This window comes from Verrucomicrobiota bacterium (genome assembly GCA_039192515.1).
Lineage (GTDB): Bacteria > Verrucomicrobiota > Verrucomicrobiia > Methylacidiphilales > JBCCWR01 > JBCCWR01.
Map to the genome: position 1 here is coordinate 19834 of JBCCXA010000006.1, position 12645 is coordinate 32478.

Genomic DNA, 12645 nt, shown 5'->3' on the forward strand with positions numbered 1-12645 from the left:
GTCGACTCTCTTTTTCTTGTGACTCGAGCTTTTAAGCATCTGGTTCAACTTCTACCACATAATTCGGGTTAAAATGATGCCGTGCACTTGCTATGTGTCTAAATTGTGAGAAATTAAATTCATGAATCATGACGTAGACGTATTAGTCATTGGGGGAGGACCAGCTGGTGCTACGACAAGTGCTCTATTAGCTGAAAAAGGCTGGGATGTGCTTGTGCTAGAGAAAGAGCAATTCCCGAGATATCATGTTGGTGAGTCATTGATGCCTTTCTGCTATTTCACCCTAGAGCAATTAGGAGTAATTGATTGGCTAAAGAATTCAGCTTGCCCTAAAAAACATAGCGTCCAGTTTGTGACAGAGGATGGAAAACTCTCCAAGCCTTTTTATTTTTTCCAGCACTTAGATCATGAGGCTTCGACTACTTGGCAAGTCAAAAGAGATGAATTCGATGCCATGATGCTCGACAATGCAGAAAAAAAAGGCGCTCAAGTCAAATACGGGGTGCGTGCCGAAAAGCTTTTAAAAGTGGGAGGGAAAGTTGTTGGTGCTGTTGCTAGAAATGGGGGAGATCCTTTTGAGGTAAAAGCAAAAATGGTGATAGATGCGTCGGGTCGCGATGTCTTTTCAATGTCTCGTTCAGGGTGGCGAGTAAAAGACCCTGTTCTCAATAAAATAGCTATTTGGACTTATTATCAAGGTGCAAAAAGAGACGAAGGTTTAGATGAAGGTGCTACTACGGTAGCCTATCTTCCAGAGCGTGGCTGGTTTTGGTATATACCTCTTCAGAATAATCGCGTAAGTGTGGGAATTGTGGCGGAGAAGGATTACCTTTACCGGGATGGAAAGGACCCTGCTAATATTTTTGCTCGTGAGATTGAGAATAATGCCTGGATTAAAGATCATTTAGCACAAGGCACCTGTGAAAATGAATACTGGGCAACAGGCGATTATTCATACCGTTCTCAATATTGCGCTACAGATGGACTGCTGCTTGTAGGAGATGCTTATGCTTTTCTGGACCCAGTCTTTAGCTCCGGAGTTTTCCTCGCCTTAAGTAGTGGTGCGCTCGGAGCTAAGGCTGTTGATAAAGCTTTGAAATCCGGAAATGTAGAAGCCACTCAGTTCATGGAATACGGTGAAAGAATGTGTCATGGTATTGAATCCATGCGTCGTCTCGTTTATGCGTTCTATGATCCTAACTTCAGTTTTGCCACGTTGCTCAAGGAACAGCCTGAATTACGCGGCGACCTAACGGATTGTTTGATAGGAGATTTATTTGAAAGAGATTTCTCACATTTATTTCAGACTATTGGAAGGATGGCAAATACTCCCGAGCCTCTCAAACATGGCCGAGCATATCTCAACGCAGCATGAGCCTATACACGGTTTTCTAGCCCGCAAAAGGCCATTAATTTACGCGACATAGTTCCAGAAATTTTCTAAATTCGGACTACAGCATGAAAATCCTTTTCATCACGCCTGGGACAGGAGCGTATTACTGTGGCGTTTGTCTACGTGATAGAGCCTTAGTCCAAGCACTGCAAAAGCTTGACTATAAGGTTCTCATGTTGCCGACCTATTTGCCTTTGGTGACAGAGGATGATGGTGAAAAAGGAGAAGCTTCCCGTGAAATTTTCTATGGTGGTATCAATGTTTATTTACAAGAAAAGCTGCCTTTTTTTCGAGCACTTCCGCAATGGATGGACAAATGGCTGAGCAGCTACGATTTACTGAAATGGGTTTCACGCTTCCAAAGTATGACCTCGGCTAGCGAGCACGGGAAACTGACGCTTTCTATGCTAAAGGGGGAGGAGGGGAACCAAGCGAAGGAATTAAATCGTCTTGTTGGTTGGGTTCAAAAGGAGTTTAAACCGGATGCCATTGTATTTTCTACTTCCTTGTTGGTGGGAATGGCTCGAATGCTAAAGAAAAGGTTGGGTTGTTCAGTGGGTTGTTTTTTGCAGGGAGAAGAGAATTTTTTGGATTCGCTAGAGGAGCCTTATCGAGAAGATTGTTGGCAATTGATGGGTGAGCGTTGTTCAGAGTTGGATTGGGTAATAGCTCCAAGTAAGTATTTTGCTAAATCCATGACTCAGAAAATGGGTTTCAAAGAAGAATTGGTAAATATAGTTCCCAACGGAATTGAAACCAGTGATTATCAAGCCTCTACCTTACCTTGGAATCCACCAGTGATAGGCTATTTAGCCAGGATGTGTGAGGAAAAGGGACTGGATATATTGGTAGATGCATTTTTGCTTACGAGGAAGCAAGGCATAGATGTTCACTTAAAGATTGCAGGGGCTTACACCGAGGCTGATGAGTCATTTGTTTCTTCACAGAAAAGAAAAATAGAGGATTCTGGATATGCTAAGGATGTGTCCTTTCACCCTAATTTAACTAAAGAAGAAAAGATTGATTTTTACAAAGGACTTACCCTTTTTTCTGTGCCAGCCACCTATAGTGAGGCTTTCGGGCTATATGTGGTAGAGGCAATGGCCGCTGGAGTACCTGTGGTCCTACCGAAGGTGTCGGCCTTTCAGGAAATTGTCGATTCAACAGGCGGCGGTATGGTTTATGACTATAACCGGGCGAGTACTTTAAATAATGCCTTGCAAAAATTATTACGTGAGCGCAATAAAGTAATAGAAATGGCGGAGCAAGGAAAAAAGAATACAAAAAGGATATATGATATTGCCCATATGGCTGAACAGTTCATAGGAGTAATCGAGAATAACAAATAATTGGAACCTATAATGGGATCACAAAAAAATATGGAATGGTTAATCTATGCGTTTGGGACAGTAGTGTTTTGGGGTATCTACGGCATTTTACTGCATACGGGATCGATGGCTATGGGGGATTCGGTAAACGGAAGGTATAAGGCCTTTTTGTTTGTCGGAATTGCTTACTTTATTGCCGCAGTCTTAGCTCCTCTCATCTTGTTGAAGCTAAATGGAGCTTCTTGGAATTTTCCTGCTAAAGGGGTAAGTTGGTCTTTAATTGCAGGTATTGCAGGTGCCTTAGGCGCTTTCTTTGTTCTGCTGGCGTTTGGGGCCAAAGGTTCACCTGCAGTAGTGATGTCGATTATTTTCGCGGGCGCACCTATTGTGAATGCGGTAGTTGCGCTTTCATTGCATCCGCCAGTTGGTGGGTTCAGTGTGATCAAGTGGCCCTTCTATTTAGGAATTATACTGGCAGCGGTCGGGGGATGCTTAGTGACACTTTACAAACCAGGGCCTGGTAGTCCGCCATCTGCAAATAAAACTGACAGTAAGCAAGAGCAGAACATATCGAGTGAGACTACCAAAAAGCTAGGATCTTGTAGTGTGGAGCAGACCTATTATGGCAGGACTAAAACTGGGCAAGAGCTTCAGCAATTTATACTCAAAAACGACTCTGGTATGGAAGTTAGGATTATTGAGCTCGGAGCGATTATCACCAACTGGCTTGCACCGGACGCAGAAGGTAAGCTGGACGATATCGTGTTAGGTTTTGATCAATTAGCTGACTACGAGAATAATGAGCCTCATTTTGGTGAGGTTGTTGGGAGATATGCCAATAGAATAGCGAAAGGGCAATTTAAGCTTGGGGGCAAGATTTATAAACTGACAAAGAACCATGGCAACCACCATATTCATGGTGGGCTAGATGGCTTTGGCAAAAGAATCTGGCAGGGAGCATCATTTAAAAATGAGGACCGTGTAGGAGTCGTTTTTAAGATGACAAGTCCTGATAAAGATCAAGGTTACCCTGGCGAACTAAAAACCCAAGTGACCTACACGCTAGACAAAGAAGGACAGCTAAGAATTGACTATACCGCAGAAAGTAGCAAACGAACCGTTGTCAACTTGACTCAACATGCTTATTTCAATCTTATGGGGCATGGTTCTGGAGATATACTCGATCATCAAGTGATGATTGCGGCTGAGACTTTTACAACTGTTAAGAAGGGGCTCATTCCCACAGGTAAGCTAGCTGATGTAGAAAAGACCCCTATGGATTTTAGGACGCTAAAGCCTATCTGCAGCGATCTCAAAGAAGACTTTGGCCAGTTAAACATGGCCGGGGGCTATGATCATAATTTTGTTCTCAGCGAGCAGAGCAGTGGAATGAAGCTGGCGGCCAAGGTAATCGAGCCCGGTAGCAAGCGTCTGCTAGAAGTTTGGACAGATCAACCAGGTCTTCAGTTTTATACAGGTAATGCTTTGGATGGCTCAATAAAAGGTAAGGGGGGATTTAACTATCAAAAGCATGCTGGTTTTTGCCTAGAGTCCCAACACTTTCCAGATTCACCTAATCATAAAGATTTTCCAAGCACCGTATTGAGAGCGGGGGAAATCTATCAAACGAGCACTGCCTTTCGCATGTCAACCGTAGCATAACAGAGGAAAGCAAACATTGACATTGATACGTGTAGGTATAATTTAACAAGCAAGCACTTATATGATAAAATCCAAGCAATTAGTAGTAATCAGAGTTAGTCTAAGCTTATTAGTAGGAGTGGTGTTTGTTGGGTGCGGCAATGATCTTCCCAAGGACAAGAAGCAAGTGATGAGTGCGGATGAGTCTCCTTCGAGTTCCTATCAGGGTTGGCTGAGCTGGAGGGGTCCAGATCAAAATGGTGTATCAGGTGAGACAGGCTTGCCAGATAAAATTGAGGAAAGTGCTGCGCTTTGGAAATATGCTATTCAAGGGGGTGGAACGCCAGTTATTGCCAATGGACGTGCTTTTATTTTTGGTTTCTATGGAGAAACCCAGGACGTCCAAGAAGCTTTAGTCTGTCTGGATGCAGACACAGGCGAGCTCATTTGGGAAAAACGCTTTAGTGATTATTTAAGTGATATTATTTACAACCGCTACGCTATAGGAGCCCCGCTCGTAGATGAGGAGACAGGTAACATCTACCTGATGAGTTCTGCGGGCTTGGCGATGGCCTATAACCAGGAGGGTAAGCTTCTTTGGGAACATTCTATGCTGGAGGAGTTTGGGCGCTTAACTTTTCCCAATGGCCGAACTGGCACTGCCGTCATTGATGGTGATCGAGTGATCTTTAGAGGGATCACAGCAGCCTGGGGGAGGCAGGGGCCGGCGAGAGACCGTTTTTATGCCTTTGATAAAAGAAATGGAGATTTGATTTGGATATCTACCCCGGGCGGCCAGCCTATCGACAGTTCTTATTCCACACCAGTCTTTCACGATCTTGAAGATGGGAGGCGAGTTTTTTATTCGGGAACAGGCTGTGGAAATATGATCTGTGCCGATGCCAGAACCGGTGAGGCGCTCTGGCGCTTTCAAGTATCTACTGGCGGCGTGAATGCCTCGCCCGTTTTGTATGGTAAGGATAAGCTAATTGTCATTCATGGTAAGGAGAATCTAGATAGTTCACTTATTGGGCGGCTGATCTGTTTGAAGATTCCTACGAGTGTTGCAGAGATGGGCCAAACACCAGTTGTTTTAGGAGCTGATGCAGAACTATGGAGAAATGAAGAAGGCATGCGTTCCTTTACTAGTTCTCCCGTTGTGCATGATGGAGTGATTTACACAACCGTAGCCACGGGGGAATTGATGGCGGTTGACGCTAAAACAGGAGAGAGGTTATGGTCAGAAAAATTAGCCCCTGACCAAATACATGCTTCGCCCTTGTATGCGGAGGGTAAGATATACGCGCCCATGTTTGACGGAAGTTTTCACGTGCTCAAGGTCTCAAAAGAACAAGCTGAGATTTTGAGTGAAACCCAATTAGACGCGCCTTGTATTGCAGCGCCCTCTGTATGGGGCGGGCGTCTTTATCTCCAGAGTAAAAAGAGCGTTTATTGCTTTGGTCCTGCAGAGGTAAAACCAGGTCTAGTAGCAAGTTATATGCGCAAAGACCCAGAGCCCGGTCCTATTCAGCGTTTGCAAGTTGTTCCCTATGAGTTTCGGATGAAGCCTGGGGATACGCAATCATTCAAAGTGCGTGGTCTAGATAATCTTGGATTGCTAGTTGAAAAAGAAATCAGCGGTGGAGAATGGAAGAAATTCATTCCACCAGCTGCTAAAGTCAAGGCGGAGGTGGATGCAGTTTTGCAAGGGGATGGAACACTCATTGCACCTAATGATGCCAAACAGTCAGCAGGGGCCTTAAAGGTCGTTCAAGACAACGCCGAAGGAGTTACCCGAGGTAGGATTCTTTCTAATGTTCATTATTCAGAGGATTTTGAGTCATTTGAGTTAAGTCAAGATGGCGGGGATGAGAAGTTTGCTTATCCACCATTATCATGGCTTGCGGCAAGGCTGAAGTGGCGAATTATTGATACACCAGAAGGCAAAATAGCTGGAAATACTTTGGATAAGCTGTTGTTTCAAAGATCACGAATTTTCATAGGGGACCCAGATATGTCTGGCTACAATTTACAGGCAGACGTTATGACTGACGGTAATAGAAGAATCATGTCAGACATTGGACTCATTAATCAGCGTTATATTATTAATTTAGTGGGTAACTGGAAAGCTTTGGAAGTTAGCTCGAATCATGACCGGCTTAAGGTTACTGTCCCGTTTGCGTGGAAGTCCAACGAATGGTACACCCTCAAAACTAGGGTAAATGTTGACGCTGATGGTATGGGAATGATTAGAGGCAAAGTTTGGAAGCGTGGAGAGACGGAGCCTGAAGCTTGGACTATTGAAGTAGAGCATAAAAATGCTCATAAGAAGGGTGCACCGGGAATATTTGCCTTTTCACCTCAGGCTAAGAAGAGAGTGTTTATTGATAATATTTTGCTCTCACCAAATGAGTAAAAAATAGCGAAGGAAAAAAGAATGAGATTATTTATGCAAATCATTTGCGCCCTTTGGATTGCGCAATCTCTACACGCTGAAGATTGGCCCATGTGGGGAAGGGATGAAACGCGAAACATGGTTTCTACTACGGCCAAAGATCTTCCGGTGACTTTTGATGCAGGTAAAAAGAAAAGTGGTAGTGAAGAGATAGATCTTACGACTACCAAAGGGGTCAAGTGGGTAGCCAAGGTAGGATCACAAACTTACGGTAACCCGAGTGTTGCGGGAGGAAAAGTTTTTGTCGGAACCAATAATGAGTCGCCAAGGGATCCCAAGATTAAGGGAGATCATGGCATAGTCATGTGTTTTGATGAAAAGACAGGAGAGTATCTTTGGCAATTAGCAGTTCCCAAACTTGGTGCTGGTAAGGTAAGTGATTGGGAGTTTATTGGTATTTGTTCTAGCCCAGCCGTTGAGGGGAATCGTGCCTATCTCATTACAAATAGAGGTGAAGTGGCTTGTCTTGATGTAGATGGTATGAAGAACGGGAACGATGGGCCCTATAAAGATGAAGGCAAGTATATGGCTGGCCCTGGTAAAGAGCCTCTTCAAGTAGGCGACAAAGATGCAGACATCATTTGGCTTTATGACATGCGTGATGATCTAGGGGTTTTCCCTCACAATGTTTCCAGCTGCTCGCCGCTAATCATCGATGACACAGTTTTTACAGCTACTTCAAATGGGATGGATTGGTCCCATACAAATATACCTGCCCCGGAAGCACCTTCCTTCATTTCATTGGATAAAAAGACTGGAGAACTGCTGGGTGAAGAAGCATCTGGTGTGAGCAAAAGAATTTTGCATTGTAATTGGTCATCTCCCGCTTATGGGAAAGTCAATGGGAAGGACATGATTTTCTGGGGTGGTGGCGATGGCTGGCTCTACTCCTTTAGCACAGAGACGGAAAAAGATGAGGATGATTTCGATGTCTTTAAAGAGTATTGGAGGTTTGATTGTAATCCTCCAGGATATCGTGAAAAGGATGGTGAGCCTATTCGTTATGCAACATTCAACGGCCCAAGTGAATGTATTTCTACCGCTATCTATTATGAAGGTTTAGTTTATATGGCCATTGGGCAAGACCCAGAGCATGGTGATGGGATTGGTGCTATTAGCTGCATAGATCCGAGTCTTGAAGGAACTATACCCTATGAGAAGGCGAAGTGGGTGAATAAGACTGTAGCACGTACCGTATCAACTCCATCTGCTGCTGATGGATTGATTTATATTACTGAGTATGCTGGTAAGATTCATTGCCTCGATGCCAAGACTGGAGAGACTCAGTGGGTTTATGACTCCAAAGCTCGTGTATGGGGTTCAACACTGGTTGCAGATGGGAAAGTTTATCAAGGAACAGAAGAAGGTGATTTGATTGTGCTCCAGGCTGGTAAAGAAATGAAGTTGCTCGGAAAGACACATGTTGGAGCACCCATTTATAACAGTCCCATTGTGGCGAATGGTGTGCTTTACATTTGCAGCCAAACTCACCTCTATGCGGTCGGGAAGTAAGTCCAAGTAGGGTCTGAGAATTTTATGAAGCGTTGGATGATATATGTTGGTCTTGTGGTGCTTTTCATTTTGCATCAGGATTTTTGGTTTTGGGATGATGCCACACTCGTTTTTGGAGTATTTCCTGTAGGCCTTTTTTACCATATTATGTATTCTGTTGTGGCTGGTTGCATGTGGGCTCTAGCTATTAAGTTTGCTTGGCCAGATTTGGGAGAGGATGAATCTCAGTAGTAGTTAGCACAGATTTGCATTTTATGACACCAGCTCAGACAACTGTCTTGATTATCTCGGGTTATTTGGCTCTTTTATTGGCCTTAGGTATTTTTAGCGGCCGTTTTTTTCGTGGAACGAGTTCGGATTACTTTGTCGCGAGCCGATCTATAGGAGGCTTCATGTTGCTGATGTCTGTCTTTGGCACAACTATGACAGCCTTTGCTATGGTTGGAAGTACGGGAGAAGCTTACAGAATAGGAATTGGCACCTACGGCAAGCTAGCCTCCTATTCGGGACTTATTCACTCTGCATGTTTTTTCTTTGTGGGCTTGAAACTCTGGTCCTTTGGTAAGCGCCATAATTATATGACGCAGATTCAGTTTTTTAGGGATCGCTTCGAGAGTAATGCTTTGGGTTATTTGCTTTTTCCAATCTTGGTAGGTTTGGTGATACCTTATTTGCTGGTGGGTTTATTGGGTGCTGGTGCGGTCGTTAAGGGCGTGACTCGTGGAGCTTTTCCTGAATTATTTGAAGTGTCTGGTGGGTCCATCCCTACTTGGTTAACAGGGTTAGTCATTTGTGGAGTAGTGCTAACTTATATCTTTATTGGTGGGGTGAGAAGTGCTGCTTGGGCTAATACCTTTCAAACGATTGTGTTCATGATCATGGGAGTGGTTGCCTTTCTTCTAATTTCTCGGGGCCTAGGAGGCTTTGCTGAAGCAAGTGCACAAGCTACTCGGGAGTCCATGGTGAGAGAAGGACGAATGACCCAATTGGAATTCTTTAGTTATGGTTTCATTCCATTGTCAGTCGGGATGTTTCCCCACTTGTTTCAGCATTGGCTAACCGCCAAGTCTGCTAAGAGCTTTCATCTTACTTTGGTGGCACATCCAATTTTTATCATGCTTACTTGGGTGCCTTGTATTTTGATCGGTATGTGGGCGACGGGTGTATTCCCAAATGCTCCAAGTAGCAATGCCGTATTGGGCATGATGGTCGGTAAATTCGCTGGTCCTATTATGGGTGGGCTAGTGACGGCTGGAGTTTTAGCAGCTATTATGTCTTCGTTGGATTCTCAATTCGTCTGTTTGGGAACAATGTTTACCCAAGATGTGGTCGTGCACAAGTTTGGTAAGGATAGATTTACTGATCGACAAATTATGTGGATGGCTAGGGGTTTTGTGATACTTATTGTCTTAGTGACTTATGGACTTAGCTTGCTAGAACCGAGAGCTGTTTTTTCACTGGGTGTTTGGTGTTTTAGTGGTTTTGCTTCTCTGTTTCCATTGGTTTTGGCGGCGGTCTATTGGAAGCGAGTAACCAAAACTGCAGCTATTGCTGCGGTTTTAGTGACGGCTTCAGTTTGGTTCGGTCTTTTTGCTGCTTCGGATTTTGGTAAAGAGAGAGGATTTCTAGTGCTTGGGGCACAGCCGGTGGCTTTTATCTTTCTAGCATGTCTCCTGACTATAGTAGTTGTATCCCTTTTTACTAGGGCCCCAAGTGAAGTGACGTTAAGCAAGTTTTTCCCCAAAAAATAAGGTAGAGAATCAAAGATATGGATTTAGAAAAAGCGAAACAAGTTTTGGATGCGTATGTCAGAGAAATGATTAAGTGGCATTTTTCAGAAGATACGGGGTGTCCTTTTTGGTTGAATTGGAAAAAGGAAGCGGGTTGGGATCCTGTTGCAGAGATTAAGTCCTATGAAGACATGATGCGCTTTGATCACTTTTCTGATGAAACCCTGCGCGACCATCAGCCTGAGGAGTTTGTTCCTAAAGCCTTTCTAGGACGTCCCTTTAATGTTTTTGAAACAGGTGGGACCACAGGTATGCCTAAGCAGAGAGTTGGATGGGATGACTATAAAGTAGATTACTCGGAGTTCTCCGATCATTACTCAGATGATTTTTTCCCTAAAGGAGAGTCTTGGCTTATGGTTGGGCCTACTGGACCTAGACGCTTGCGCTTAGCGATTGAGCATTTAGCTAATGTGCGTGGCAGCGCTTGTTACTTTGTTGACTTAGATCCTCGATGGGTGAAGCGCTTGATTAGTGAAGGTCATTATGATATGGCACGCAAATACCAAGAGCACGTCGTAGATCAAGCCATCACGATTATTAAGGGGCGCAGTATTGGTTCTATCTTCACGACGCCTAAATTACTTGAGTCAATCGCGGAACGCGTTTCTCTTCCAAGGATGGGCATCAAGGGAGTTTTTGCGGGTGGAACAACTATGACCCCTCAATATGTTCGCTTTTTGATAGAAGAGGTCTTGGAGGGCCAAGTTAATTTTGCTCCAACTTACGGTAATACCTTAATGGGTTTAGCCATTAGCCGTAAATTGACTCCTGAGGATAATTATAGCCTCACTTATTATGCGCCCCAACCTAGAGCTATTCTGCGTGTGGTAAATCCTGAGAAGACCAAAGAAACTGTTGCTTATGGCGATTATGGAAGAGTGGAACTGACCACGTTGACTAAAGAGTTTTTTGTGCCACGTTTTTTAGAAAGAGATGAAGCTATCAGACGTGAACCTTGCCATGAATTCGCTTGGGATGGAGTCGGTGATGTCAGGCCTTTTGGCGCCACCACCAAAAAAGTCATTGAAGGGGTTTATTAAAATAAGAGATATATGATTGCCAAAGCCAGTAAGCAAGTCCCTCATTTTCAAGCTATAAGGTCCGGTGTTCCCTATAGTAGTCTAGATGTTGCAGAAGTCAGAGATGTAAGAACAGGTGAAATACTAGCCGAAGTAAGCCAAGTTAATGCAGGTGTTCCCAGAAGAGACTTGCTTTTGTCAAACCGCGGCAAAGCTAAACCTAGAACTTTTTTCAATGGTCTTACGGCGAAAGAGCTTGTGGAGAAGACCAAACAGGCTGGTGAGATTTATCTCAACGGCGAGATTGAGATCGAGGGCTATGGGGCTCAAGATTCGCAAGCTTACATTGAGCTGCTCTCTGGTAGTACAGGCTTACCCAAGAGCTTATGCCTTCTTAACATGGAAAAGGTCTACTACGTGCTCACACATGTGGAGGGTGTTATTGAGGGGCTTAGTCGTGGCTTAGATCTCACTATTTTTGATAATAATGAGATTGAACACCTTGGCGTGCCAGTATGCATCTATCCAGAGGGTGAAGAACTTGCTGTCATTCTTCCAAGTAATTCGCCTGGAGTGAATGCGCTTTGGATTCCTGCTATAGCCATGAAAGTGCCTGTTATATTGAAGCCTGGACGTGAAGATCCATGGACACCTTATCGTCTGATCCAATCCATGGTTCAAGCTGGTATTCCCAAAGAAGTCTTTTCTTTTTATCCCACGGACCATGCGGGTAGTGAAGCCATCGTCGAATTATCGGGAAGATCCATCGTTTTTGGTGGAGATGCGACTGTCAAGAAATATGCATCCAATCCAAACGTTGAGACTCACGGCACAGGACGTTCTAAGATCTTAATTGGGGAGGATCTTATCGAGAATTGGCGGGATTATTTAGATGTTTTGGTGAAGTCAGTCGCTGCTAACGGAGGTCGCAGTTGTATCAATACTTCATGCATCGTGGTGCCTAAGTATGGTGATGAGATTGCTCAAGCCATCGCGGAAGCTTTTGCAAAGATCGAAGCTAAGTCTTTGGATGACCCGGAAGCCGGGCTAGCTGGTTTTGCCAATCCAACTATGGCCGAGTGGATTGATCAAAGCATTGATGAAGGTTTGGAAACATCTGGTGCAATTGATTTGACGACAAAACTTAGAGGACCTGGAACGCGCAAGGTCGAACTAGAAAATATGACTTACCTTTTGCCAACGGTTGTTCGATGCGATTCCCTGGAACATCCTCTTGGAAATACTGAATTTCTCTTTCCATACGTGAGTGTTGTAGAAATGCCTCAGACTCAAATGATTGATAACATAGGCTTCACTTTAGTCGCGACTGCTATAACGAATGACGAGCACTGGAAAAAAGAGCTTTTACAAACCCGGCATATAGACAGGCTCAATTTTGGACCTATGCCGACTTGTATTGTTAAATGGGAAATGCCTCACGAGGGCAATCTCTTTGAATTCTTATTTAAGCGCCGTGCTCTCATGCGCGCTTAGTAGCCTAAGGGAT

General features: G+C 44.2%; 9 protein-coding genes. All 9 read left to right on the forward strand.

Annotation, left to right across the window (positions count from 1 at the left end):
• Positions 1-121: 121 nt before the first annotated feature.
• The 9 genes from AAGA18_04240 (at position 122) to AAGA18_04280 (ending at position 12632) form a co-directional block, all read left to right on the forward strand.
• Positions 122-1375 (forward strand): NAD(P)/FAD-dependent oxidoreductase, encoded by a 1254-nt coding sequence (locus tag AAGA18_04240; GenBank protein MEM9444542.1) that lies wholly within the window; start codon positions 122-124, stop codon positions 1373-1375.
• 83 nt (positions 1376-1458) lie between these two features.
• Positions 1459-2742, forward strand: coding sequence for a glycosyltransferase family 4 protein (locus AAGA18_04245; GenBank protein ID MEM9444543.1), 1284 nt, complete (start codon positions 1459-1461; stop codon positions 2740-2742).
• 12 nt (positions 2743-2754) lie between these two features.
• On the forward strand, positions 2755-4383 hold the full coding sequence (locus AAGA18_04250) for a galactose-1-epimerase (protein ID MEM9444544.1): 1629 nt from the start codon (positions 2755-2757) through the stop codon (positions 4381-4383).
• Positions 4384-4444: 61 nt separating this feature from the next.
• Positions 4445-6778, forward strand: a complete 2334-nt coding sequence (locus AAGA18_04255) for a PQQ-binding-like beta-propeller repeat protein (GenBank protein ID MEM9444545.1) — start codon at positions 4445-4447, stop codon at positions 6776-6778.
• 21 nt (positions 6779-6799) lie between these two features.
• Entirely contained in the window at positions 6800-8329 is a 1530-nt protein-coding gene (locus AAGA18_04260) for a PQQ-binding-like beta-propeller repeat protein (protein MEM9444546.1), read from the forward strand.
• Between the two features lie 24 nt (positions 8330-8353).
• Complete coding sequence (locus tag AAGA18_04265) at positions 8354-8560, forward strand: DUF3311 domain-containing protein (GenBank protein ID MEM9444547.1); 207 nt, start codon at positions 8354-8356, stop codon at positions 8558-8560.
• A 23-nt stretch (positions 8561-8583) separates the two neighbouring features.
• Positions 8584-10080, forward strand: coding sequence for a sodium:solute symporter family protein (locus AAGA18_04270; GenBank protein MEM9444548.1), 1497 nt, complete (start codon positions 8584-8586; stop codon positions 10078-10080).
• Positions 10081-10097: 17 nt separating this feature from the next.
• Entirely contained in the window at positions 10098-11159 is a 1062-nt protein-coding gene (locus tag AAGA18_04275) for a hypothetical protein (protein MEM9444549.1), read from the forward strand.
• Between the two features lie 12 nt (positions 11160-11171).
• Positions 11172-12632, forward strand: a complete 1461-nt coding sequence (locus AAGA18_04280) for an aldehyde dehydrogenase family protein (GenBank protein MEM9444550.1) — start codon at positions 11172-11174, stop codon at positions 12630-12632.
• Positions 12633-12645: the final 13 nt, after the last annotated feature.

Coding starts and splice junctions, on each gene's coding strand:
- AAGA18_04240 (MEM9444542.1), top strand. CDS start 122: ATGAATCATGACGTAGACGTATTAGTCATTGGGGGAGGACCAGCTGGT.
- AAGA18_04245 (MEM9444543.1), top strand. CDS start 1,459: ATGAAAATCCTTTTCATCACGCCTGGGACAGGAGCGTATTACTGTGGC.
- AAGA18_04250 (MEM9444544.1), top strand. CDS start 2,755: ATGGGATCACAAAAAAATATGGAATGGTTAATCTATGCGTTTGGGACA.
- AAGA18_04255 (MEM9444545.1), top strand. CDS start 4,445: ATGATAAAATCCAAGCAATTAGTAGTAATCAGAGTTAGTCTAAGCTTA.
- AAGA18_04260 (MEM9444546.1), top strand. CDS start 6,800: ATGAGATTATTTATGCAAATCATTTGCGCCCTTTGGATTGCGCAATCT.
- AAGA18_04265 (MEM9444547.1), top strand. CDS start 8,354: ATGAAGCGTTGGATGATATATGTTGGTCTTGTGGTGCTTTTCATTTTG.
- AAGA18_04270 (MEM9444548.1), top strand. CDS start 8,584: ATGACACCAGCTCAGACAACTGTCTTGATTATCTCGGGTTATTTGGCT.
- AAGA18_04275 (MEM9444549.1), top strand. CDS start 10,098: ATGGATTTAGAAAAAGCGAAACAAGTTTTGGATGCGTATGTCAGAGAA.
- AAGA18_04280 (MEM9444550.1), top strand. CDS start 11,172: ATGATTGCCAAAGCCAGTAAGCAAGTCCCTCATTTTCAAGCTATAAGG.